This is a genomic window from Rudaea sp. 3F27F6, from assembly GCF_005503555.1.
Lineage (GTDB): Bacteria > Pseudomonadota > Gammaproteobacteria > Xanthomonadales > Rhodanobacteraceae > Rudaea.
In genome coordinates this window covers 39,604-66,089 of sequence record NZ_SCNG01000004.1, presented here as the reverse complement: position 1 = coordinate 66,089, position 26,486 = coordinate 39,604, and the positions used below count along the sequence as shown (strand labels likewise).

The window sequence follows — 26,486 nt, the reverse complement described above, 5'->3', positions numbered from 1 at the left end:
CCCCGAGGTATCGAAGGGCGAGCGGCACAATTGCTATACCGTTCGTGGTTCGTTACCTCACCGCGAACGGATCGGGTACTCAGTCCGTACGCGGTTCGTGCGGCGCCCACGACGCAAACGCCATCGCATTGCCCGTGCCGGCTTCGGTGCGGTAGCACGGCACGTAATCGATCAAGTCCATCTTCCAGCCGAGATCGGCCATCATCGCGGCGAGCGGATACCAGCTCTTGATCTCGGCCGTGTTGCCGTTGAAAAAATTTTCGGGTTCTCCGGCCAGCGCGGCTTCGTCGTGCGCGGCCATCGCATCGAGCACGCGCCGGTCGAGCGCCTCGTCGATGACGAAATGGGTCATGCCGCCCGAAGCGAGCACGGCCACGCGCAGCCCGGCGGGCAGCGACTCGATCGCCTTGCGCAAGGCATGACCGAAAGCGAGACTGCGCGCTGCGCGGATCTGGTTCGGCGCGACGCCGACGTTGAGGAAAATCGGCACGCTCGGCGGCGGTGCGTCGCGCATGATGCGGCGGTAGAGAAAACCGAACGCGTGCGGGATGCCGTGCTGGCGGTCGTCGCCGCCGGGCAGGCGCGCCGAGCGCGCGACGTCGAACTGCGCATCGGCGAGCGCAGTGACGAGCGCGTCGGCGATCTCGGGCGCGCCCGCATAGGTCGCGCCGCCGGGCGGGCAGTGGCCGTTCTCCGCGATCGCCACGCCGGGCGGCAGGCGCGCGACCTGCGCCTCGTTGAGCGGCACGTTCTCGATGCGCTCGCCCGCGTAGACCGTGAGCATCGGCGTGAGGTCGTCCTGGAACACCTCGCGCTGATCGTTGCCGAGCAGGATCACGAGGTCGGCGCGCGCCGCGGCGAAGCGCTCGGCGAGTTGGTCGAGCGCGCGCTGGCAGGCGGCGTGGCGCGCCTGCTTCTCGGCGTCGCTGATCGCCGCGGTGAACGCCGCGACGTCGCCGGCACGCTTGGCGATCAGCGCGTGGTAGGACAGCGCTTCGCCGCGGAACCAGTGGCGCGGATTGTTGCGGTCCGCGCCGGCGCGCAAGTGCCACATGTCCGGCGGCGTCGCCAGCATCGGGCCATGCGAGCAGGCGAAAGCGCCGACCAAGGTTGCCATCCGAAACTCCTTCGCGGCTGCGTGCCGCCCGAGCGATGCGTGGCGATCAGCGCGCGCATCGGGCGAGCGCAGATCGAATCTGAATAACAGTATGCGTGTTATAAATCCAAGGATTTTTTCTGTCAATGACGAACGGCTATTGACAAAGAACATATTGTATGCGCGTTATATGTCCACGCTGGCAGTGACCGGCGACGAAGCCGAAATCGCCGCGCAAGCGCAGCGAACGGCGCAAACAAAAAGTCGTCCAGGGAGAAGGACGCGCGGGAGGACAAGTGAATCCATCACACAGCGATGGCGCGCAACCGGCAGCGCGCGCGGAGCTAACGACGCAGGCCGTGCAGGCACCCGCCGACGCGGCTCCAGCCGTGCGCGGCGAAGTCGCGCCGCATGCCTGGTACATGCTCGCGATCCTTACCGCGATCTTCGTGCTTTCGTTCATCGACCGCTCGTCGCTGTCGCTTGTCGTTGGTCCGATCAAGCGCGAGTTCGGCGTCGGCGATTTCCAGATGAGCCTGCTGCTCGGCGTGTCGTTCGTGCTGTTCTACAGCACGATCAGCATTCCGGCCGGTTACCTCGTCGACCGTTTCAGCCGGCGCGGCGTGATCGGCTGGGCCGTGTTCGCCTGGTCGGCCATGACCGTGCTCTGCGGCGTGGCGAAGAACTACGTGCAACTGTTCCTCTGCCGTGCCGGCATCGGCATCGGCGAAGCCGCGCTGCAGCCCGCGGCGTACTCGATGATCCGCGACGCGTTCCCGCCCGACCGCCGTGGCCGCGCCTTCGGTATTTACCAGATGGGGCCGATGGTCGGCGTCGGCTTCTCGCTGTTCATCGGCGGCTGGCTGCTGCAGCTTTCGGAAAGCGGCGCGGTCGCCGGCTTGCCGTGGCTCGGTACGCTCAAGCCGTGGCAGTTCGTCATCGTCGTGCCGGGATTGATCGGCCTGCCGTTCGCGGCACTGATGCTGAGCCTGCGCGAGCCTGCGCGCGTCGCTGCGCAAAAGAGCGCGCCGACCGGCGGCTGGTCGGCGTATCGTGAAGCGCTCGGTTTCGTCGGCAAGGAATGGCGTCTGTATGCGCCCTTGTGGGGCGCGGCGACGCTGTACGCAATGGCGATCTCCGGCTTCAATGCCTGGGCGCCGACCGTGGTCGCGCAGACCTGGCAGATGCCTTTGTCGAGCGTCGGCCGCAGCCTCGGTCCGCTGATGATGGCGTCGGTGCCGCTCGGCCTGTTCGTGTTCGGCGCGGTCATGGACCGTATGTCCAAGCGCGGACGCAACGCAGCGCCGCTCGAAGTCGCGATGGTGACGGTGATCGTCGCCAATGTCGCCACGCTCGCACTCGCTTTCATCGGCGACCAGCTCACCGCCGCGGCGCTGTATGCCTGCCACGCCTTTTTCGCCAGCCCGGTGCCGTCCTCGGCCGGCGCGACGATGGCGCAGATCACGCCGAGCCGGCTCATGGGCCGCCTCACTTCGGTGTTCTTCCTCGTGCAGAACCTGCTCGGCCTTGCGATCGGGCCGACCATGGCGACCCTGCTCGCGCATCTCTACGGCGACGATCCGCATGCACTGCGCTACGGCATCGTCACCTTGTACTGCCTGTGCACCGGGCTCGCGGCGGTTCTCTACGCCTTCGTTGCGCGCCGCGTGCGCGATCGAAAATTCGAGTAGCCGGCCGCCGCACTGCGCACCCGCTTCATCCCGCTTTCGTCCGCAAGTCACGCTCAATCCATTACCGGAGACTACAAGACATGTCGAACCGTTTGCGTTGCGTTCCGAATCTGTTGGCCGCGCTCATCGCCGTGAGCATTCCGCTCATGGCGTCCGCGGACGAACCCCAGGCAGGCACGGACGCCACGACGAAATCCAAGTCGGACCAGCAGACTCTGAATGCGGTGATCGTCACCGGCACGCGCGCCACCAACCGCACCGAGGCCGAATCGTTGTCGCCGATCGACGTGCTGAGCCCGAAGGATCTCGGTGCGTCGGGCTACAACGATCTCGGCAGCGCGCTGAACACGCTGCTGCCGTCGCTGGATTTCCCGCGCCCGGCGATCAACGACGGCAATGACGCCGTGCGTCCGGCGATTCTGCGCGGCCTCTCGCCCGACCAGGTGCTCGTGCTCGTCGACGGCAAGCGCTATCACACCTCGGCGCTGCTCAACTACAACGCGGGTCCGGCGTTCGGCTCTTCGCCGGTCGATCTGAATTCGCTGCCGATGTCGGCGATCGACCACATCGAAGTGCTGCGCGACGGCGCTTCGGCGCAATACGGCTCGGACGCGATTGCCGGCGTGATCAACATCGTGCTCAAGCACGGTGCGAAGGAAGGCAGCAACGAAGTCACTCTCGGCGGCGGCAAGTACAGCAAGGGTGACGGCGCGCAGAACTCGGCCTCAGGCTCCTACGGCTACGCCTTCGGTGCGCAGGACGAGAACGGCAAGTCGCCGGGCTGGGTGCGCCTGTCGTTGAACTACCAGAACGAGATGAACACGAACCGCGCCTACAACACCGATCGCTCGACGACGGCGCCGGGTGCGCTGCCGCCGGGCGCGTGGGGCTATCAGCGCTACGGCGACCCCGCCGTCGTCACTTATCAGGGCCTGCTCAATTTCGGCTACACGTTTTCGCCGGCGGTGGAAGCTTACGGCTACATCACCGCGACGCGCCGCGACGCCACCTCGAACGGCTTCTATCGCAAGTGGGACGACTCGCGCAACGTCACCTCGATCAATCCGAACGGATATCTGCCGCAGATCAAGAACCACACCAACGACATCAATACGGTCGTCGGCCTGCGCGGCACGACCGAAGGCGGCTGGCACTGGGATGCGTCGGTCAACTACGGCAAGAACCATCTCGTGTTCGACGTCAACAACTCGTTCAACGTCAACATGTATTACTCGCTCGGCTATTCGCCGACGTATTTCTACGCGGGCACGTTCGCCTATTCGCAGCAGGCGGTAAACTTCGATATGTCGAAGGACATCAAGTTCGATTTCCTGCCGAACTCGGGCACCTTCGCCTGGGGCGCGGAATTCCGCCGCGAGACGTATTCGATCCAGCCCGGCGAGCCGGCCTCGTACTACTTCAATCCGAACACGGTCGATGCGAACGGCAGCGCGCGTCCGGGCGGTTCCCAGGTGTTCCCGGGCCTCGCGCCGCAATCGGCCGGCGACTGGAGCCGTCACAACTACGCCCTCTATGCGGACTTCGAAACCGATCTCAGCGATCGTCTCTCGGGCGGTATCGCCGCGCGCTACGAGGACTACAGCGATGCAGGCTCCGTGCTCTCCGGCAAGCTCTCGCTGCGCTACAAGCTGACCGATACGTTGGCGCTGCGCGGCACCTTGTCGAACGGCTTCCGTGCGCCTTCGCTCGCGCAGGAGTACTACACCGCAGTCAGCGCAATCGTGCAGAACCGCCAGCTCGCCTACAGCGGCACTTTCCCGGCGACGAGCGACATCGCCGCGGCCTACGGTGCCAAGCCCCTCAAGCCGGAGAAATCGACCAACTTCAGCCTCGGCCTGGTCTGGAATCCGACCGACAACTTCACCTCGACGCTCGACGCGTACCAGATCCGCATCGACGACCGCATTCTTTATTCGAGCACGATCCCGGCCAACATCCCGAGCAAGGGCATCACCGGCGTGAGCTACTTCTTCAACGGCGCCGACACGCGCACACGCGGCGTGGACTGGATCAATGCCTACAACATGGATCTCGGCAACTACGGCGAACTCAAGCTCACCCTGAGCGCGAACTGGAATGCGACCACGTTCCTCTCGCTGTATCCGCCGACCTACGTCTCCAACGGTCAGGTCAAGACCACGTTCGGCCGCAACGCGATGGGCATGTTCACCAACAACGTGCCGCGCACCAAGTACATCCTCGGCGGCGACTGGGTCTACAGCGGTTTCGATCTGCACGCGAACCTGACCCGCTACGGTTCGGTCGGCGATCTGCTCGACGTGAGCGAAATCGGCACGCCGGGCAACGAGGACCAGACTTACGCCGCGCGTTGGTTGCTCAATCTGTCGGCGAGCTACAACTACAAGGCCTGGAACTTCACCGTCGGCGTGGACAACGTGACCAATGTCTATCCGACCAAGAACGCGGCGACCAATCCACACGAACTCGGCTTCCTCGGCATTCCGTATGCGCCGATCTCGCCGTTCGGCTTCAACGGCCGCTACATGTACGGCAAGGTGAATTTCCGCTTCTGACTCGGGGGCAGCGAGTCGTTTTTCCAATCGGGGGTCCAATGAAAAAGGGGAGTTGGATGATTTGCAACAAACAACGGGGAGTGCATTGGCTCGCTGCCGCCGTCGCCGCCGGCGTTTCCACGCTGGCGGCGGCGCAGAGCGCCGAAAAATCTCAGCAGCCGGCGTCGAGTCTCGACACGGTGATCGTGACCGGCACGCGTGCAGTGAATCGCACCGAAGCCGAATCGCTGTCGCCGATCGATGTGCTCACGCCGAAAGATCTCGATTCGACCGGCAGCAGCGATCTCGGCAGCGCGCTGAGTTCGCTGCTGCCTTCGCTCGACTTTCCGATCACGCCGATCGGCGGCAGCGCCGCGACGATCCGTCCGGTGGTGCTGCGCGGCTTGTCGCCCGACCAGGTCATGATTCTCGTCGACGGCAAGCGCTATCACACCTCGTCGTACATCCAGCTCAACGGCGGCCCGACCTACGGCTCCGCACCGGTCGACATCAATTCGATTCCGATGTCGGCGATCGACCATATCGAAGTGCTGCGCGACGGCGCTTCGGCGCAATACGGCTCCGACGCGATCGCCGGCGTGATCAATATCGTGCTCAAGCACGGCGCGCGCGAAGGCAGCAACGGTATCAGCGTCAACGCGGGCCAGCGCAGCAAGGGCGACGGCGCGCAGAACGGCCTCGGTGGTTCGTACGGATTCTCGTTCGGCGCGAGAGACGAAGACGGCAAGGCGCCGGGTTGGGTGCGCGTGTCGCTCGACTATCAGAACGCGATGAAGACCAACCGCGCCTACAACACCGATCGCGCGACGACGGCGCCCGGCGCACTGCCGGCCGGAAAGTTTTCGTATCAGCGCTACGGCTTGCCGGCGATCGTCAGCTACCAGGGCTTGGTCAGTTTCGGCTACACCTTCTCGCCCGCGGTCGAGGCCTACGGCTATCTCACCGCGAGCCGGCGCAAAGGCATCACGAGTTCGCTCTACCGCACGTACAACGATGCCAAGAACGTGCCGGCGCTGTATCCGAACGGATTCCTGCCGCAGTCGGTGTCGCATCCGAACGATCTCAACGGCGTGTTCGGGCTGCGCGGCACGACCGAGGGCGGCTGGCACTGGGACGCGTCCGTGGACTACGGCAAAAGCCGTCTCAGCTACGACTCGATCGACACGCTCAACACCAATATGTACTACTCGCTCGGCCGTTCGCCGACGCGGTTCTATGCGGGTGCGTACGAATATACGCAGCAGGTGATCAACTTCGACATGTCGAAGGATTTCCAGTTCGGCTTTTTGCCGAATGCCGCGACGGTGTCGTGGGGTTACGAATTCCGCCGCGAGACCTACTCGATCTCGCCGGGCGATGCGGCGTCGTATTACTACGATCCGAAGGCCAGAACGCCGAGCGGCGCGACGCCGCCCGGTTCCTCCCAGGGCACCACGGGTATCCAGCCGGCCTCGGCGGGTGACTGGAGCCGCCACGACCATGCCGTGTACGCGGGCATTGAAACCAATCTGTCCGACCGCCTCTCGACGGGTTTCACCGCGCGCTACGAAGACTACAGCGACGCGGGCTCAGCGCTCGCCGGAAAATTCTCCGCGCGCTACAAGCTGACCGATACGCTGGCCTTGCGCGGCACCGTGTCCAACGGCTTCCGTGCGCCGGCGCTCGCGCAGGAATATTTCACCTCGGTCAGCTCGATCGTGTCGAGCGGACAACTGCTCTACACCGGCACGTTCCCGCCGACCAGCGCGGTCGCGCAGGCGCTCGGCGCGAAGCCGCTGAAGCCGGAGAAGTCGACGAACTTCGGTCTCGGCCTGGTCTGGAATCCGATCGACAACTTCACTTCGACCATCGATGCCTATCAAATCCGCATCGGCAATCGCATTCTCTATTCAAGTCCGCTGCCGCTGACCGATTTGAGCCGCGGCATCACCTCGGTGCAGTACTTCTTCAACGGCGCGACGACGCGCACGCGCGGCGTGGACTGGGTCAACAGTTACAACCTGGACCTCGGCGACTACGGTGAATTGAAGCTTGGCCTCAATGCCAACTGGAACTCGACGACCTTCCTGTCGCTGAACCCGCCGACTTATGTTTCCGGCGGCGTCGTCAAGTCGGCGTTTGGCCGCAATGCCTCGGGCAATTTCACCGTGGCGACGCCGCACCAGAAATACATCCTCAGCGGCGACTGGTCGCGCGCAGGGCTCGGCCTGCATGCCAATCTCACGCGCTACGGCTCGGTCGCCGATCTGATGAATCCGGAGGAACTCGCGGTGGGCAAGGCCGACCAGACCTACGCGGCGCGCTGGCTGCTCGACGTGTCCGCGAGCTACGACTGGAACGCGTGGAAGTTCATCGTCGGCGCGGACAACCTGACCAATGTGTATCCGCAGAAGAACGCCGTCACCAACTCGCACGAATTGGGCTCGTTCGGCATTCCGTATTCCGCGCTCTCGCCGTTCGGCTCCAACGGCCGCTACGTCTACGGCAAGGTCCACTACCGCTTCTGAGCCTGCGCCGGCCCGACCGTCCATCTGGAGATACCGAATGATTCGCAAAAAACCTCTCACCCTGTTCTTCGCCACGCTCGCGGCCGGCCTGGCGCCGTGTCTCGGTTTCGCGTTCGACGTCGCGGCGACGCGGGCCGCGGCCGAAGCGCAGGCGAACAAGGACGCATCGCAATTGTTCGCTCTGTACAAAGACCTGCACGAACATCCCGAACTCGGCTATCAGGAAAAACGCACCGCGGCGCTGCTGGCCAAGGAAATGCGCGCGCTCGGCTTCACCGTCACTGAGGGCGTCGGCAAAACCGGTATCGTGGCGCTTTACAAGAACGGCGCGGGTCCGGTCGTGCTCGTGCGCACCGACATTGACGCGCTGCCGATCCAGGAAGAAACCGGCTTGCCGTACGCAAGCCACGTCAAGCAGATCACGCGCACCGGCAGGGAGTCCTTCGTCTTCCACGGCTGCGGCCACGACACGCATATGGCTACCTGGGTCGGCACGGCGAGGGCGCTGCTCGCGATGAAGGATCGCTGGCACGGCACCTTGATGTTTATCGGCCAGCCTGCGGAAGAGGGCGGCAACGGCGCCAAGGCGATGATCGACGACGGCCTGTTCACGCGCTTCCCGCGGCCCGACTTCGCGTTCGGCCTGCACAATTCGGCCGATCCGCCCGGCGTCTATTACAAGCCGGGCGTGGCCAGTTCGAGCGTCGACGATTTCCAGATCGTCTTCCACGGCCGCAGCAGCCACGGCTCGCGGCCGAACATGGGCATCGATCCGGTACTCATGGCCGCGCGTTTCGCCGTCGACGTGCAGGCCGTGATCAGCCGCGAGAAAGACCCCGCCGCATTCGGCGTGATCGCGGTCGGCTCGATCGACAGCGGGCCGCTCGGCAACGGCACGCCGGACAAGGCGACCGTGCGCGGCGCGACGCGCGCGCAGGACACCGAGGTGCGCGAGAAACTGCTCGCCGGCATCCAGCGCACGGCGAAGGCCGAAGCCGACATGGCCGGCGCGCCGGCCCCGCCCGACTTCGATCTCCGCCGCGGCTACACGATGATCGTCAACGACGCGGCGCTGACCGAGAGAACCGCGGCGGTGTTCCGCACCGCGTTCGGCGCCGACACGCACGAACTGCTCGTTCCGGAGACCGGCAGCGAGGATTTTTCCGAATACGGCGTGGCCGGTGTGCCGTCGTTCTATTTCCGCATCGGCGCCTACGATCCGCAGCGCGTGGCCGAGGCGAAACAGAAAGGCGAAGTGCTGCCGGTGCATCATTCGTCGAAGTATCTGCCTGCGGCGCAGGAAGTGATCCGCACCGGCACGCAGGCGATGACGCTGGCCGTGGTCAACGTGATGCAGACAAAATAATGGAAGATAAGCAACACCAAGGAATGTTTGCAGTGCCATGAAAAATACGCTTGCCCTGATTTTCGACCGTTACACGCTCGCCCTGATCTCCACCGTGATCCTCGCCACGCTGCTGCCGTGTCGCGGCCGCGCGGCCGAGATCTTCGAGGTCGTCACCAATGTCGCGATCGCGCTGCTGTTCTTCCTGCACGGCGCCAAGCTCTCGCGCGAAGCGGTCATCGCGGGGTTGACCAACTGGCGCCTGCACCTGCTCGTGCTCGCTTGCACCTTCGTATTATTTCCGCTGCTCGGCTACCTCGCCCAGCCGCTCGCGACCGGGCTCGTCGGCGCGCAGCTCGCGCTCGGCATTCTGTTTCTCTGTACCCTGCCGTCGACCGTGCAGTCGTCGATCGCGTTCACCTCGATCGCGCGCGGCAACGTGCCCGCGGCGGTGTGTGCGGCGTCGGCGTCGAGCTTGCTCGGCATCTTCATCACGCCGCTGCTGGTCGGCGTGCTGATCCACACTAACGCGAGCGCGGCCGGGCCCGCGCCGCTCGCGGCGATCCAGGGCATCGTCCTGCAGTTGTTCGTGCCGTTCGTTGCCGGGCAGATTCTGCGGCCGTGGATCGGCGCCTTTATCGACCGGCACAAGAAAGTCATCGGCCTGGTCGATCGCGGCTCGATCCTGCTCGTCGTCTACACCGCGTTCAGCGCGGCCGTCGTCGCCGGCCTCTGGCAGCAGGTGTCGCTGCAGACGCTCGCGATCCTGCTCGGGCTCTGCTGCGTGCTGCTCGCGGTCGCGCTGTTCGTCACCTCGCAGCTCGGTAAGCGCCTCGGCTTTTCGCGCGAGGACCGCATCACCATCCTGTTCTGCGGCTCGAAGAAAAGCCTCGCCGCCGGCGTGCCGATGGCGAACGTGCTGTTCGCCGGCGCGACGGTCGGCGCGATCGTGCTGCCGCTGATGTTGTTCCATCAAGTGCAATTGATGGTCTGCGCCGTGCTCGCGCAGCGCTATGCGCGCCAGGCCGCCGTCGTTTCTCCCGGAAGTTCATCATGACCGCGACGAATACCGATGCCGCGCAGCAGCGCGGCGCGTTCTACCAGGAATTGAAGCAACTGCACATGTCGCCGCTGTGGGAATCGCTCAGCGTGCTCGTGCCGCACACGCCGAACGGCCCGTGCGTGCCGGCATTGTGGAAGTGGAGCGAGGTGTTCCCGTTCATTGAACGCGCGGGCGCGCTGATCACTGCGGAAGAAGCGGTGCGGCGCGTGCTGATCCTCGAGAATCCGGCGCTGCCGGGGCAGTCGAGCGCGACGCAGTCGCTGTACGCGGGCCTGCAGTTGATCCTGCCGGGCGAAGTCGCGCCGGCGCACCGTCACGTGCAGTCGGCGCTGCGCTTCATCGTGCACGGCAAGGGCGCGTACACCGCGGTCGACGGCGAACGCACGACCATGTATCCGGGCGATTTCATCATCACGCCGAGCTGGACCTGGCACGATCACGGCAACGATGGTCTCGACGGCGAGGCCGAGGCCGTGGTCTGGCTCGACGGCCTCGATATTCCGATCGTGCGTTTCTTCGACGCCGGCTTCGAGGAGAAGAGTGCGGCGAAGTCGCAGCAGGTCAGCCGTCCCGAGGGCAATGCGCTCGCGCGCTACGGTCACAATCTGCTGCCGGTTGACTATCAGCCGTCGTCGCCGACTTCGCCGATCTTCAGCTATCCGTACCTGCGCTCGCGCGAAGTGCTCGACCGCCTCTACCGCGACGGCGAGATCGACGACTGGCACGGCGTCAAACTGCGCTACGTCAATCCGGCGACCGGCGGCTGGCCGATGCCGACACTGGCGACCTTCATCCAATTTCTGCCGCGCGGATTTTCCGGAAAACCCTTCCGCAGCACCGACGGCGCGGTCTACTCGGTGGTCGAAGGCCGCGGCCGCGTCGTCGTCGACGGCGTCGCGTTCGAGTTCGGGCCGAAGGATCACTTCGTCGTGCCGTCGTGGAAAACGCACACGCTGCATGCGGACGAAGACGCGGTGCTGTTCAGTTTTTCCGACCGCCCGGTGCAGAGCGCGCTGAATATTCTGCGCGAACAAAGGATGGATAGCTGAGAGTACTCAACCAGTGAAAAGCGGAAAATTCCATTCCTGTCATTCCCGCATGTTTCTGGCGGGAATCCAGCGCCTTTGAATTAGTGGGAAAGTCACTGGATTCCCGCCAAGAGCGCGCGGGAATGACGAGCAAGAAGCAGCTTCCCGCACAATTGCGAATACGTTTACGGACCTTTCGATTTCCCGGAGTCATGTCATGAATCTCGCCGTTCCCGCTGCTCCCGCCGTTACGGTGCCCGTCGCAGGCACCAACCAGGCATTTCCTGTTCGCCGTATCTACTGCGTCGGCCGCAACTACGCCGCGCATGCGCGCGAGATGGGTTTCGATCCCGACCGCGAGCCGCCGTTCTTCTTCTGCAAGCCGGCCGATGCAATCGTCTACGTCGCGCCGGGTTCGACCGGCACGTTTCCGTATCCGACCGAAACGAAGAACTGCCACTATGAAATGGAACTCGTCGCCGCGATCGGCAAGGGCGGCAGCGACATCGCCGTGGAGAACGCGCTCGATCACGTCTACGGCTACGCGCTCGGTCTCGACATGACCCGCCGCGATCTGCAGATCAAGATGCGCGAGATGGGCCGGCCGTGGGATATCGGCAAGGCCTTCGATCATTCCGCACCGATCGGGCCGATCCACCGTGCGAGCGAAGTCGGCCATCTGGCCAAGGGTGCAATCTGGCTCAGGCTCAACGGCGAATCGAAACAGAAGGCCGATCTGTCCGACCTGATCTGGTCGGTCGCCGAGACGGTCGCCTACCTGTCGAAATTCTTCGCGCTCGTGCCGGGCGATCTGATCTACACCGGCACGCCCGAAGGCGTCGGCGCCGTCGTCAAGGGCGACAAGATCCAGGGCGGCATCGACGGCCTTGGTGAATTCGACGTCGCCGTCGTCTGATCGCGGAGCGAAGACCATGCAGCTCTACAATTATTTCCGCAGCTCCGCCTCGTACCGCGTGCGTATCGCGCTGAACCTGAAAGGTTTGGCCTACGACTATCTTTCCGTGCACCTCACGCGTGACGGCGGCCAGCAGTTTGCACCGGCGTACCGCGACATCGCGCCCGAGGCGCTCGTGCCTGTGCTCGTCGACGGCGGTCCGCCGCTGCACCAATCGCTCGCGATCATCGAGTATCTCGAAGAGACGCATCCGTCGCCGCCGCTGCTGCCGGCCGATCCGGTCGGTCGCGCCGACGTGCGCGCAATCGCGATGGACATCGCCTGCGACATTCATCCGATCGGCAATCTGCGCGTGCTCAAACACCTCGCCGCCGCCTACGGCCTGAAGAAAGACGACACCGACGCTTGGTATCGGCATTGGGTCGGCGCCGGATTCTCGGCGCTCGAAGCGCGCCTCGCCGCGAGCCCGTGGCGCGGCAAGTTCTGCCACGGCGACACGCCGACCCTGGCCGACGTCGCGCTCGTGCCGCAGGTGTTCAACGCGAAGCGCTTCGGTGCGGACCTGAGTGCGTATCCGACGATCAACGCCATCGCCGCGCGCTGCGAGGAACTCGCCGCGTTCGCCGATGCCGCGCCGGCAAAGCAGATCGACGCCGAATAGTCCGCGCGGCCCGCGCCGCCATCACGATGCGAGTAACCCCATGAGCCAAGAATGCGAAGTCCTGATCGTCGGTGCCGGCATCGCCGGCCTGACCCTCGCTCTCGAACTGCACGCCGCCGGCATCTCCTGCCGCGTCTATGAAGCGGCGCCCGAGCTGAAGCCGCTCGGCGTCGGCATCAATGTGCTGCCGCACGCGGTGCGCGTGCTCGACCGCCTCGGCCTGGTCGAGCGCCTGGCCGCGGTCGCGGTGACGACGAAGGAATCGGCGTTCTTCAATCATCACGGCCAGCTCATCTACCGCGAGCCTGCCGGCGTCGCCGCCGGCTACGTCTGGCCGCAGTTTTCGATACATCGCGGCGATCTGCATGCGGTGCTGTTTGCCGCGGTGCGCGAGCGTCTCGGCGCCGACGCGATCGTCACCGACCGCCGCTGCACCGGCGCGAGCAACGAGGGCGATCGCGCCAAGGCGCAGTTCGTCGACAGCCACGGCGCATCGCATAGCGTGAGCGCTTCGGTCGTGGTCGCCTGCGACGGGATCCACTCGGCGCTGCGCAAGCAGTTCTATCCGGACGAAGGCGCGCCGCGCTATTCCGGCAACAATATGTGGCGCGGCGCGGTGAAGTGGAAACCGTTCCTCGGCGGCGCGACGATGGTGCGCGCCGGGTGGTTCACGGTCGGCAAGATGGTGATCTATCCGATCCGCGATGCGATCGACGCCGACGGCAACCAGCTCGTCAACTGGGTCGCCGAAGTCGCCGCACCGCAGCCGGCGCGACGCGACTGGAACGGCCGCGGCCGTCTAGAAGACGTGCTGCCGACGTTCGCGAACTGGCATTTCGACTGGCTCGACGTCGCCGGCTTGATCGAATCGACGAGCGAAATCCTCGAATACCCAATGGTTGATCAGGACCCGCTGCCGCGCTGGACCTTCGACCGCCTGACCCTGCTGGGCGACGCGGCGCATCCGATGGTGCCGCGCGGCTCGAACGGTGCCGGACAGGCGATTCTCGATGCGCGCTACATCGCCGAGAAGTTCAAGGAACTCGGTGTCGGCCCCGACGCGCTGGCCGCGTACGAGAAGGTGCGGCTCAAGGAAACCGGCGACGTCGTGCTAATGAACCGCAAGGCACCGCCCGACAAGATTCTGCAGGTCGTGCACGAGCGCACCAACGGCGCGCGCTTCGAGCGCATCGAAGACGTGGTCGGCAAGGACGAACTCGAAAGCATCGTCAACCAGTACAAGGCCGTCGCCGGCTACTCGCTCGACAAGCTCGCGGCGCACTAGGCGCCGCGAGCCCACCGCCCCTTTCCCCGCTCCCGTTTTCTTGCGTGCGCGGGCTCAGCCTTTGGCGCATCGCTGCAACGCGAACGATGCGAGCAGGCCGCCGAGCAGGATCAACATCCATGGCGACAATGCCGGCGCCGGCACGGCGGGCGCCGCCGCGTTGACCGCGACCGCCGCCGCCATCGTCGTCTGCGCGAACATGCCGTCGCCCGCATACGTCGCACTGAGCTGGTGTGTGCCGACGGACAGCGAAGCAATGCTCAACGTCGCCATGCCGGCCGCATCGAGGTTGCTGCTGCCGAGCACCGCGGCGCCGTCGTAAAACGTCACGCTGCCGGTCGGCGTTGCCGCTGCGGCCGGCGCAGCGTTTTGCTTCGCGGTCGCTGCGAACGCGAGCGAAGACGAGGCCGGTGCATTGCCGCCGACCGTCGCGGTCAGGGTCAGCGCCTGGCCTTGCGTGACCGGGTTCGGCGTTGCCACGAGATTCATCGTCGCCGGATTGAGCGCGACGCCGACCGCGACCGCCGCGCTGCTCTGCGGCCCGCTGTTGTTCGTATCGCCGGAATAGGTCGCGACGACGCTGTGGCTGCCGAGGCTGAGCGTCGTGGTGCAAGTCGCGGTCGATGTAGCCGCGGCGATCACGACGGGACCGGCGCATAGCGAGTTCGCTGCATCCTTGAACGTGATCGTGCCGGTCGGTGCTTGGCCGTTCACTGTCGCGGTGAAGACGACAGTCTGTCCGACCATTGCGTTCGCAGGATTTACACTCAGCGTCACCGTGCTGTTTGCGATGCCGATCGCGATCGATTGAGCGACTTGCGTGGCGGTGTTGTAGTTCGCGTTGCCGGCCTGATCCGCCGCCACGGTGCAGGTGCCGGCAGCGAGCATCGTCACTGTCGCGCCGCTGAGCGAACATACCGCTGCCGATGCCGCAGCGATCGAATAGTTCACGGCGAGACCGCTGCTCGCCGTCGCCGCAGGTGCGATTGCGAACGTGCCGTTCTTCACGAAGGTCTGCGTGGGCTGGGCGCCGAAATCGATCGTCTGTGCGGCCTTGGCGATCGTCACCGGCAGGCTCAATGGCGTTGCGTCTTGGTACGTCGTGTTACCGGCCTGGTTCGCGAGCACGCTGCACACACCGGCGCCGCGAATCGCGATGCTGGCCGTGTAGGTGCCGTTGTTGCAGGCCGCGGGCGCGGCGGCGTCGGCGCCGTTGCCCCAGCCTTGGCATTGCGGGGAAACGGTGCGCGTCGAGGTCGAGCCTGCGGCGGCCGGCGCAGGTGCGAGCGCGCACACGGATGCCGACGCGGCAGCGATAGTGAACGTCACCGGGTTCGCCGAATCTCCGGCTGCAGCGGAAACCGTGAACGTGCCGCTCGGCGAATAGACCGTACTCGCGGGCGTCGCCGAGAACGCAGTGATCGCTTGCTGGCATTTCGTCGTCTCGAACAGCAGGTCGTCGCCGCTGATCGCGAAGACGCCGTCGAAATTCGCGTTCGCGCCCGAATAGTCGAAGCTGAAATCGCGCAGAACGAAGGTGTTGATGCCGGCGGCGCGGATCAGCGGATAGGTCGTGCCGCAGCCCGGAGTACCCACGCCGTCGCTGAAGTGAAAACGATACGTGCCGCTGCCGGCCGGGGCCAGTACGCCGCTGATGTTGAGCACGTCCGATCCGGCCGCCGACGCGCCGAGCTGCATACCGATCGCGGCGCCGCCGTTCCAGGTCAGCGAGCCCATCGACACCGCGGTGATGCCGCCGTTCACAGACGGATTGCCGATGACGATCGTGCCGGCCGACAAATTTAGCGGTAGCGCCGTGCTGCCGGTGAGGCTCCACGAACTCGTGCCGTTTTTGCCGAGAGCCTGGAAGCCGACGAATTGTCCGCCGTCGCCGGCCTGATTGAGATCGAACGTCGAATCGGTGCTGCCGCCGAGCGTGAGCGTGTCGTCGATGCCCGCGGTCGCGTCGACCGTGCCGGCGATCGTCCAATTGCCCTGCAGTACGAGGGCGTTGGTGCCGCCGGTGAAGCGGATCGCCGCCGCGCGCGTCGTTCCGTCGCCGGCGAGGCCGCCCGAGATGGCGCCCGAATTGAGGATCGTCAGGCCCTTGCCGACGATGCCGATACCGCCCGAGCTGCGGCCGGCGACATTCGCGCCGCCGTTGCCGCCGAAGATCGCGCCGTTGTTGACGAGGCTCGCGCCGTCGCCGACGCGCAGGCCGTAACCGCCATCGCCGCTCGAGGAGGCATTGCGGCCTGCCATGCCTTTCCCGGCACCGCCGCTGCCGCCGCGGATGGTGACGTTCGCCGCGATGTTGTAGGACAAGCCGCCGTCGAGCGCCGCACCGCTGCCGCCGCCACCGCCGCCGCCCGCGCCACCGGTCTTCGGGTCCTCCCAACTGCTGCCGCCGTTGCCGCCATTGCCGCCGAGCGAACTGCCGAGGTTGCCCGGCATGTGTGCCAGTTGTCCTTCGCTGCCGCCCGCGCCGCCGCCACCGCCGCTGCCGCCCGCGCTCGCGCCGCCGCCGCCGTAATAGTTGCTGCCGCCGCCACCGCCGCTGTCGCTGCCGCCACCGACGCCGCCGAGATAGTTGTCGGCGAGTCCGCAGCCGCCGCCTGCGTTGCCCTGTCCCGCTCCGCATCCTCCGGCGCCGCCGTTGCGCGCGTACGTGGCAGTGGCGTCGGCGTTGACGCCGCCGCTGCCCGCAGCGTTGTACGACGCATTCCCGCCTGCGCCTCCGTCGCTGCCGCAGAGGTAACCGTTCGGACAGGCCGCCTGCGCCAATGTGCCGAGGCCGAGGCTCAGCGCGAGGAAAGACAGTTTCAAATTGCGCTGACGGTAACGGCCCTTCATTGCGAATCCTCTGCTCGGAGACTGCCGGGTCTTCTCGCGGGCTCGGCCCGTCGAAGGCGGCGATTGCGCCGCGTGAATCCCGATCATTCAGAAGCAGGCGCAAATGGGTATGGCCGGCTATCACGTCCGGCGAAATATTTTTTACGACGGTAGCAACGAGGATTCGGCACGTTTTCTCGTTCGGGTCGCGGCGACGTTCCGATATTTGCGGCGCATGCCGCGCATCGCTCGAACGAGCGGTCGCAAAAGAGAGAATGTGCGAATGCCGCTCGTGCGTCAGAGCGACGCGGCCGACTACTTCGCCGCAGCGCGCGCGCGTTGCGCGCGTTCGATCTGGTGGCGTGCGGATTTCGCTTCGCTCATCGCGGCGATTGCCGCTTCGAGCAATTGCCTGGCGCGCGCCTTGTCGCCTTCGAGCAGGGCGAGGCGGCCGCGCAGGGCGTCGAAGCGCGCCGGCCAGTCGAGTTCGCCGGTGTCACGCTCGTATGCGGCGAGGTCGAGCGAGGCAACGAGTTCGCGTATCGCCGGCAATTGCGTCGCCGCGCCCGCGTCGAGCAGATCGTCGGCGAGATCGAAGCGTCCACTCATCGCGATCGGCGGCGGCTGGCCGGTCGTCGCCCTCGCCGCGGTTTCGTATTCGCCGACGAGGCGCTGCATGCGCGGCAGCGCGGCGCGGTCGCCGGCGAGGTAGTCGATGTGGGCGAGGCCGATCGCCGCGGCAATCGCGCTCGGGTGCTTGAGCGCGATGAGCGCGTCGTAGCAGCGCTGCGTCGTCGCGCGCGCCTGTGCGTAGTCGCCACTCGCGGTCTGCGCGGCCGAGACATAGGACAGGGCTTCGACGACGGTGATCGTGTCGCGTCCGGCGATCTTGCGTATCAGATCGGCCGCGGCGTTGCCCTGCACCTGGGCCTGCGCGTAGTCGTGGCGGTTGTAGGCGAGGCGCGCGGACAGGGCCAGCACGGTCGCGTAGGCGGTGGTGTCGTCGAGCTGCCTGGCGAGCAGGTCGGCGGCGACGGCGTCAGCGATGCGCCGGGCTTCACCGTCGTGGTGGAGGACGCGATGGATATTGGCGAGCTGGATCTGCGCGAGAGCGAGGGCGAGGGTGTCGTCGGGATCGAGCCGGCGCAGGTCGGCGACCGCGCGTTCCCGATAGGCCAGCGCCGCCGCCGAGTCGCCGGTGCGGTAGAGGTAATTGCCCCAGGCGATGTCGCGCGCGAGGGCGACTTCATCGTCTGCGCCGGGCGGCTCCGCAGTCGCATCGAGCACGGCGCGCGCCTTCGGATATTCGTACTGGCCGACCAGCGCCTGCGCGAGCCGGTAGCGCGTTAGCGCAAGCGAGCGCGCGTCGGCGCGCGGATCGTGCGCGAACAATTCGAGCGCCCGCTCGAACTCGGCCGTGGCGAGACGGTACTCGGTGGTCTGGTTGTAGAGCGAGCCGAGTTCGCCACGCACTTCCGCTTCGAGCCCGGGCTGGCGGGCGAAGCGCTGCGCGACCTTGCCGGCGGCGCTGCGGATGGCGTCGTTGACGCTGACTTCCTGCGCGCCGGTGCGGTAGTCGGGATTGGCCGCACGCATCACGTCGTCGCGCAGGAAGCCGCGCGTCGCTTCGGCGATGCGCTTCTGCCGCAGCGCTTCGTCCTGCTGGCGCAGGGCTTCTTCGCGCTGTGCACGCGCGAACAGGAGCAACGCGCTGCTGGCGACGAGGCCGACGGCGAGCACGGCAATCGCGGCGACGATCCACGGCCGCCGCGCGCGCTGTGTTTCGAGTGCCTGTTGCATCGCGTCCGCGCGTTCGCGCAGCGCGCGCTCGTGCTCGCGTGCGGCACGGCGCGCAGGCAGACTGCGCAGGCGCGCGGCGAGTTCGGCGGCGGACGCGAGGCGCTGCGCCGGTTCGCCGTGTGCGGCGGCTTCGATGTCCTCGCGCAGCAGTTCGTCAGCGATGCGGCTCTGCCAGCCCGGCGTGATCGGCGCCTGCAACTCGCCGACGCAGAGCTGGTAGAGCATCACGCCGAGCGCGTAGACGTCGGCCTGCATGGTCGGCGCGTGGCCGTTCAACACTTCGGGCGCGAGGTAGAGCGCGGTGCCGCCGCGCGAATACTCGCCGATCTCTTCGCGCGTGAAACCCATGCGCGTGACTTTCAGCTCGGTGAGCCGTTCGGGATCGAGCAGTTGTCCGCAGCCGAAGTCGATCACGCGCGCACGCGCGTTGGCCGCGTCGATCAGCACGTTGGCCGGCTTCAGATCTTTGTGCAGCACGCCGGCGTCGTGCGCGGCGGCGACGGTCTCGGCGATGTCGGCGAGCAGTTCGATGCGCCGTTGCAGGGCAACGGAGGCGATGCCGCCCTGCGTCTGCGCCCAGTCGATCAGGTTGCTGCCGGCGTAGGGCAGTTCGATGAAGAACGGCAGCGTCTCGAAATTCCAGTCGAGCGGGTAGACCAGGTCGGCGCGCTCGCCGAGCGTTTCGCGCAGCACGCGCGCGAGGGTGACTTCGCGCTTGAGCGAGGTCAGGCGCGGGCCGTCGAGCGCGAACTTGAACACGCGCAGGGTCCGCGTGTGCTTCTGCCGCGCCAGCCACACCTCGACTTCGCCCGAGCCGAGCGGTTCGGTGAGGACGAAGTCAGGCCGCCCCGGCACGCCCTGGCCGGCCTTCAGCGACAGGGCCCCGGGTCCGACCGCGGCCTCGATGGCGTCGGCGCGCACCGGCACGCCGAGCCGGTAACCGACGCGCGCGACGTTGCCGATGATGCGCAGCTCTTCGTCGCCGAGCGCGCGGCGCAGGCGGCTGACTGCGCTGTTGAGGGTGGTGTCGGCAATATGCCGGTGGCCCCAGACCGCGTCGAGAATCTCTTCGCGCGTGACCACTTCGCCGGCGTGGCGCAGCAGCAGTTGCAGCACTTGCAGCGGCCGCGTCTGCAGATCGCACTCGCTGCCGGCGACGCGCAGCACGAAGGCCGCCTCGTCGAACTCGGCATTGCCGAAACGCCAGAGCATCGCTGCGGTCGGCGGTTTCGGCATGGCGTTCATGGGACGCGATGATAAACGCGGCAGTGCGCAGAGAGCGAACTGTGCCGCAAACAAGCCCGTGCGCGCCTGCCGCCGCCGTCCGATTCGTGAACCCGTTGGCGAAAAAAGCGGGTATTGCGGCAAATCCGCCGATCGCGCAACAACTCGCAACAACGCATCGACAACTTTTCGCCGCGATAGGCGTAGGTTTTACCGGCCGGGTTTAGGGGGACGTGATCGGCAGCGCTTAGTCGCTGTCGATCGCGTTTATACCCGCCGCGCATCGATCAGACCGCCGCACTGCGGCTCCGGAAGACTTATCACGATGAATCTCAAATCCGTGCCGCGCAGCGGTCCGTTCGTTCGCGCGTTCGCTTTGTACTGGGCACAGCGTCTCTTTCTGCTGCTGGCGCTGGGCCTGACCGCGCAGGCCGGCCGCGCGCAGAGTCCGCCGCCGCTGCCCAATCCGAATGTGCAGATATCCACCTTTGGCCCGGTCACGGCGATGGTGCGCTTGTCCGACGGCAGCGTGGTGATCGGCGGCATTTTCACCTCGCTGAACGGAACGAAGCGGTCGAACCTTGCCAAGCTGCGGCCGGACGGCACGCTCGATCCGGACTGGAATCCGCAAGGTGCCTACAACGTCCTCGCCCTCGCCGCGGATGCGAGCGACAACGTGTATGTGGGCGCGAGCTTCAGTCCCCCCGGCGGCCCGTACCGGCAGAGCGTCGCCAAGCTCTCCGGCAGCGGCACGGGCACGATCGACCCGAACTGGAATCCGGCGCCCGACAATCAAGTCGCGGCGCTGGCGGTCGATGCCGCGGGCAACGTCTATGCGGGCGGCTATTTCACCAATATCGGCGGTCAGGCGCGCAACGGCGTCGCCAAGCTCACCGGCAGCGGCGGTGCCGCCGACCCGAACTGGAATCCGTCAGCCACGGGCGGTGCAGTGCTGGCGCTCGCGCTGGATTCCGGCGGCAACGTTTTCGCCGGCGGCAACTTCACTGCAGTCGGCGGCCAGGCGCGGTCGCGTATCGCAAAATTGTCGGGCAGCGGTAGCGGCACGGTCGATGCCAGTTGGAATCCGTCGGCCAACAGTTATGTCTGGGCGCTCACGGTGGACGGCAGCAACAATGTTTACGCCGGCGGCTACTTCAGTTCGATCGGCGGGCAGACGCGCTACGGCGTCGCCAGGCTGTCCGGCAGCGGTGCCGGTGCCGTGGACACGGGCTGGAGTCCGGCCGGCGGCGGTTTGGTTCTGTCTCTGGCGCTGGATGCAAGCGGCAATCTCTACGTCGGCGGCAGTTTCAACCAGTTCGGCGGCCAGCCGCGCAATGGCGTCACCAAGATATCGAACACCGGCGTCGTCGCCAGCTGGAATCCGTCGCCGACCCTGGCCGCCGCAACCCTCACCACCGTGCGCGCGCTGGCTGTGGATGCCGCCGGCGCCAACGTCTACGTAGGCGGCGATTTCAACATGCTCGGCGGGCAGCCGCACATGGGGCTGGGCAAGGTGTCTGCGGCCGGCATCGTCAGCGCTGCGAACACCGATACCGAAACCGCCTCCGGCACCCTGGTCAGTGCGATCGCCGCGCAACCGGGCGGCGGGTTTATCGTCGGCGGAACGTTTCTCAAGGCCAATGGCTTGCCGCGCGGCAATCTGTTGCGCCTGCAAGCCGACGGCACGCTCGATACGAACTGGAACCCGTCGGCCAATAACGTGATTTCCGCGCTGGCCGTGGACAGCAGCGGCGATGTATACGCAGGCGGCTACTTCACCGCCATCGGCGGTCAGTCGATAAATTATCTCGCCAAACTGGCGGGCGGCAGTACCGGTTCCGCGTATGCGAGCTGGAATCCGTCGCCGAACGGTTACATCTGGTCGCTCGCTGTGGATAGCAGCAACAATGTCTACGCCGGTGGCGGCTACTCCAGCATCGGCGGAAAAGCGCGCACCAATCTCGCCAAACTGTCGGCCAGCAGCGGTGCCGTGGACGCGACTTGGAACCCGTCGCCGAACGACACCGTCCGCGCGCTGGCGCTCGACGCCGGTGGCAATGTCTATGCCGGTGGCTATTTCACTTCGGTCGGTGGCCAGGCGCGTCAATACAGCGCCAAGTTGTCCGGCTCCGGTGCCGGCAGTGTCGACGCGAACTGGAATGTCTCGGCGAGCAGCTACGTGATGGCGCTTGCGGTAGACGGCAATAACGTCTACGCGGCCGGTCGCTTCACCAGCTTCGGCAGTCAATCGCGTGCGTATATCGCCAAGCTGACGACGGCGGGCGTTGTCGATCCGAACTGGAGTCCCGCGGCCGATTCGAACGTCAACGCGCTCAGCGTCGGCGCAGGCGGATATGTCTTCGCCGGCGGCGCGTTCAATTCGATCAACGGTCAGTCGCCGCGCTATCTGGCCAAGTTGAGCGGCGCCACGGGCAGTGTCGATGCGAACTGGAATCCGTCGCCCGACGCGCCGATCTATGCGCTGGCCCGCGATGCCACCGGCAATCTCTACGTCGGCGGTCAATTCGCCGCGCTCGGCGCGACCAGCCGCTCCGACCTTGCCGCGGTGCCGGCCAGTCTGTCGACGACGACGACGATCACGTCGACGGCCGCTTCGGTGGTCGGAGAAAGTTATACCGTGTCGGTCACCGTCAATGCCTCGTCCGGCACGCCGGACGGCACGATCAGCGTGACCGACGATGCCGCTGTCGCGCATACCTGCGGCCCGGCGACGCTGTCTTCGGGCACGGCATCGTGCACGATCACCTGGGCCGCGGCCGGCACCTACAACCTGACCGCGACCTACACTCCGGCCAGCGGCAGTTCGTTCAGCGCGAGCACGAGCGCTGCGGCAGCGCATGTGGTGAACAAGGGCGCGACCGCAGTGATGGTGACGCCGGCGAGCGGCAGCGTGAATCTCGGCAGCGCCGTCACGGTGAACGTGCGCGTCGCCGCGCTGAGTCCGGCCGCCGGCGTACCGAGCGGCGCGATCAGCGTCAGCGACGGTAGCGCGAGCTGCGCGATCGCGAGTCTCGATGCCGCCGGCACGGGCAGCTGCCTGCTCACGCCGTTCAGCCCCGGCAGCAAAACTCTGACGGCGAACTATGCGGGCGATGCGAACTATTTCGGCGGCAGCGGCACCGCGGCCCTGCAAGTCGTCGTCTACGCGATCACGGCGAGCGTCGCCGGCGGCAACGGCACGATTGCGGTAACCACGCCGAGCGTGAACTATGGCGGCACGGCGAACTTCATGCTGACGCCCGCGGCGGGCTACCACGTCGCGAGCGTGAGCGGCGACACCTGCACGCCGACGGGCGCGGCAAGCGGCGGTGTCTGGACGGCCGCAAACATCACGGCGAACTGCGCGGTGACGGCGAGCTTCGCGATCAATACCTACACCGTTACAGCGAGCGCGCCCGGCGGCAACGGCACGGTTGCGGTGACGACGCCGACGGTGAACTACGGCGGCACGGCAAGCTTCGCGCTGACGCCGGCCACGGGCTATCACGTCGCGAACGTGACGGGCGATACCTGCACGCCGGGCGGCGCTTCGAGCGGCGGCACCTGGACCGCGGCGAATATCACGGCGAACTGCGCGGTGACGGCGAGCTTCGCAATCAACACCTACACGATCACGGCCAGCGTCAGCGGCAGCAACGGCACGATTGCGGTGACGACGCCGACGTTGAATTACGGCGCCACGGCGAATTTCACGTTGACCCCGGCCGCGGGCTATCACGTCGCGAGCGTGACGGGTGATACGTGTACGCCGAACGGCGCATCGAGCGGCGGCACCTGGACGGCGACGAACATCGGCGCAAACTGCACGGTGACGGCGACGTTCGCGATCAATACTTACACCATCACGGCAAGCGTCAGCGGCGGCAATGGCACGATTACCGTCACGACGCCGACGGTGAACTACGGCAATGCGGCGAACCTCACACTGACGCCAGCCACGGGCTATCACGTCGCCAGCGTGGCGGGCGACACCTGTACGCCGACCGGCGCATCGAGCGGCGGCACCTGGACGGCGACGAACATCACGGCGAACTGCACGGTGACGGCGACGTTCGCGATCAATACTTACACCATCGCGGCAAACATTGCCGGCGGCAACGGCACGATTGCGGTCGCGACGCCGACGGTGAACTACGGCGATGCGGCGAGCTTCACGCTGACACCGGCCACGGGCTATCACGTCGCTAGCGTGACCGGCGACACCTGCACGCCGGCCGGTGCGTCGAGTGGCGGCACGTGGACAGCGACCAATATCGCGGCGGACTGCACGGTGACCGCGAGCTTCGCGATCAATACGTACGCCATCGCGGCGAGCGTCAGCGGCGGCAACGGCACCATTGCGGTCGCGACGCCGACGGTGAATTACGGCGATGCGGCGAGCTTCACTTTGACGCCGGCCACGGGTTATCACGTCGCCAGCGTGACGGGCGATACCTGCACCCCGACCGGCGCATCGACTGGTGGCGCTTGGGTCGCGGCGAACGTCAAGGTGAACTGCACGGTGACGGCGAGTTTCGCGATCAATACCTATGTGGTCGATGCAGAGGCCTCGGGCGGCAACGGCACGATTGCGCCGCCGACACAGACGGTGAACTACAGTGACACGGCGACGTTCACGCTGACGCCGGCCGCCGGCTATTCGGCTTCGCTCAGCGGCGACACCTGCGCACCGACGCGTGGCACCGGCAACGAGTGGGCGGCAACAGGGATCGTCGCGAACTGCAAGGTCACGGCAACGTTCTCGCTCAACACCTACGTGGTCGCCGCGAGCGTATCGGGCGGCAACGGCACGGTCGCCGTCGTCGCGTCGCCCGTGCCCTACGGCGGCAGCGCGAGCTTCACCGTCGCGCCGGCGCTGGGTTATCACGTCGCGAACCTGATCGGGGATACCTGCACGCCGAGCGGCGCAGCGAACGGCGGTACCTGGACTGCAGCGAACATCACGGCGAACTGCACGGTGACGGCGACGTTCGCAATCAATGTCTACGACATCAGTGCGAGCACGCCGGGCGGCGGCACCATCACGGTGGTCGCGCCGACGGTGAATTACGGCGGCACCGCGAGCTTCACGCTCACGCCTGCGACGGGCCATCATCTTGTCGGCGTGAGCGGCGATACCTGCACACCCACGGGTGCGCCGGGCGGCGGCACGTGGACCGCGCCGAGCATCACGGCGAACTGCACGGTGATCGCGACGTTCGCGATCAATACCTACGACATCAGCGCGGGCGTGGCCGGCGGCAACGGCACGATCGCGGTCGCGACGCCGACGGTGAACTACGCCGGCACGGCCAGTTTCACGCTTGCGCCGGCGCCCGGTTATCACGTCGCCGGCGTGAGCGGCGACACTTGCACGCCGAGCGGCGCTTCGAGCGGCGGTACGTGGACGGCGCAGAACGTCAGCGCCAACTGCGCGGTAACGGCGACGTTCGCGATCAATACGTATGCGATCACGGCGAGCGCGCCGGGCGGCAACGGCACGATCGCCGTCGTCGCCTCGCCGGTGGACTACGGCGGCATGGCGAGCTTCGTTGTCACGCCGGCGAGCGGCTATCGCATCGCCAGCGTCAACGGCGATACCTGCACGCCGAGCGGCGACGTGAACGGCGGCACCTGGACGGCCGCGCACATCGTCGCCGACTGCTCGGTGCTGGCGAGCTTCAGCAAAAATCCGCCGCCGGTCGCCGAGGCGCAGAGCGTGCATGCCGCATACAACGCGGCGACGCCGATCACGTTGAGCGCGCAGGACGCCAATGCGGGCGGACCGTACACATTCGGTTTCGCCATCGTCACGCCGCCGGCGCACGGCAGCGTGACGATCAACGGCGCGGTCGCGACCTACACGCCGGCGGCCAATTATTCCGGCGCCGATGCGTTTACGTTCACGGCAAGCGACGTCAACGGTACATCAGTGGCGGCGACGGTGACGATCGTCGTGGCGAGTCCGGCGACGGCGAACATCGTGCTGACCAGTTCGGGCAATCCGTCCACGTTCGGCCAGGCGGTGACGTTCAGTGCGACGGTATCTCTGGCATCGGCGACGCCGACGGCGAATCATGCGCAGGCAGCCGCAGCGAGCGCCGGCGCTGCGGTGCTGGGCGGCAGCGTCGCCTTCAGCGACAACGGTACGTCGCTCGCGACGGTAGCGCTCGACGCGAACGGACATGCGAGCTACACGACCGGCGCGCTCGGCGTCGGCAGCCACACGATCACCGCGACTTATAGCGGCGATGCGCTCACGGCGTCGGCGAGCATCGCCGTGATCCAGCAGGTGAGCGCGGCGCCGACCGTCGCGGCGGTGCCGGCACCGGCCTTGTCGGTATGGGCGCTGGTCCTGCTCGCGGTATTGTTCGCCGCGGGCGCACGGATCACGCTGAGATCCGGCACCGATCTGCGCCGTTGACTTCGGGCAGACCTACGCGGCGGCGCAGGTCTGCGAACTGCGTCGCGCTTGGCGCGCGT

General features: G+C 66.5%; 13 protein-coding genes. 10 read left to right on the top strand and 3 right to left on the bottom strand.

The features are described from left to right. Positions 1-79 precede the first annotated feature (79 nt). Positions 80-1,117, bottom strand: a complete 1,038-nt coding sequence (locus FFS30_RS15660) for a protocatechuate 3,4-dioxygenase (protein WP_171014662.1) — start codon at positions 1,115-1,117, stop codon at positions 80-82. Positions 1,118-1,392: 275 nt separating this feature from the next. Here FFS30_RS15660 and FFS30_RS15655 point away from each other — a divergent pair, with 275 nt between their 5' ends. The 9 genes from FFS30_RS15655 (at position 1,393) to FFS30_RS15615 (ending at position 14,147) form a co-directional block, all read left to right on the top strand. Continuing rightward, entirely contained in the window at positions 1,393-2,787 is a 1,395-nt protein-coding gene (locus FFS30_RS15655; protein WP_137914122.1) for an MFS transporter, read from the top strand. Between the two features lie 80 nt (positions 2,788-2,867). Then, complete coding sequence (locus FFS30_RS15650; protein WP_137914121.1) at positions 2,868-5,342, top strand: TonB-dependent receptor; 2,475 nt, start codon at positions 2,868-2,870, stop codon at positions 5,340-5,342. 56 nt (positions 5,343-5,398) lie between these two features. Next, positions 5,399-7,849, top strand: coding sequence for a TonB-dependent receptor (locus FFS30_RS15645; protein WP_137914120.1), 2,451 nt, complete (start codon positions 5,399-5,401; stop codon positions 7,847-7,849). Positions 7,850-7,886: 37 nt separating this feature from the next. Beyond that, positions 7,887-9,215 carry an amidohydrolase gene (locus tag FFS30_RS15640; protein WP_137914119.1) on the top strand — a complete coding sequence of 443 codons (1,329 nt, stop codon included), beginning with the start codon at positions 7,887-7,889 and terminating at the stop codon, positions 9,213-9,215. A 37-nt stretch (positions 9,216-9,252) separates the two neighbouring features. Then, positions 9,253-10,251, top strand: a complete 999-nt coding sequence (locus FFS30_RS15635) for a bile acid:sodium symporter family protein (protein ID WP_137914118.1) — start codon at positions 9,253-9,255, stop codon at positions 10,249-10,251. Next, a complete protein-coding gene (gene gtdA / locus FFS30_RS15630) occupies positions 10,248-11,306 on the top strand; it encodes a gentisate 1,2-dioxygenase (protein ID WP_137914117.1) in 1,059 nt (352 codons plus the stop codon). The genes FFS30_RS15635 and gtdA overlap by 4 nt, the downstream gene beginning before the upstream one ends. Before the next feature lie 196 nt (positions 11,307-11,502). Then, on the top strand, positions 11,503-12,201 hold the full coding sequence (locus FFS30_RS15625) for a fumarylacetoacetate hydrolase family protein (RefSeq protein WP_137914116.1): 699 nt from the start codon (positions 11,503-11,505) through the stop codon (positions 12,199-12,201). Positions 12,202-12,217: 16 nt separating this feature from the next. After that, positions 12,218-12,862, top strand: a complete 645-nt coding sequence (gene maiA, locus FFS30_RS15620) for a maleylacetoacetate isomerase (RefSeq protein ID WP_137914115.1) — start codon at positions 12,218-12,220, stop codon at positions 12,860-12,862. 40 nt (positions 12,863-12,902) lie between these two features. Continuing rightward, the gene (locus tag FFS30_RS15615; RefSeq protein ID WP_137914114.1) at positions 12,903-14,147 is read left to right on the top strand and encodes a flavin-dependent oxidoreductase; all 1,245 of its coding nucleotides are present in this window, start codon (positions 12,903-12,905) and stop codon (positions 14,145-14,147) included. Between the two features lie 54 nt (positions 14,148-14,201). On the opposite strand, the gene FFS30_RS15610 is transcribed toward FFS30_RS15615, so the two are convergent. Together FFS30_RS15610 and FFS30_RS15600 are read right to left on the bottom strand one after the other, a co-directional pair. Next, entirely contained in the window at positions 14,202-17,000 is a 2,799-nt protein-coding gene (locus FFS30_RS15610) for an Ig-like domain-containing protein (protein WP_171014661.1), read from the bottom strand. Positions 17,001-17,294: 294 nt separating this feature from the next. Then, positions 17,295-20,024 (bottom strand): winged helix-turn-helix domain-containing protein, encoded by a 2,730-nt coding sequence (locus tag FFS30_RS15600; RefSeq protein ID WP_137914112.1) that lies wholly within the window; start codon positions 20,022-20,024, stop codon positions 17,295-17,297. A 304-nt stretch (positions 20,025-20,328) separates the two neighbouring features. Between FFS30_RS15600 and FFS30_RS15595 the strand changes: the two genes are divergently transcribed. Then, entirely contained in the window at positions 20,329-26,427 is a 6,099-nt protein-coding gene (locus FFS30_RS15595) for an Ig-like domain repeat protein (protein ID WP_171014660.1), read from the top strand. Positions 26,428-26,486 lie beyond the last annotated feature (59 nt).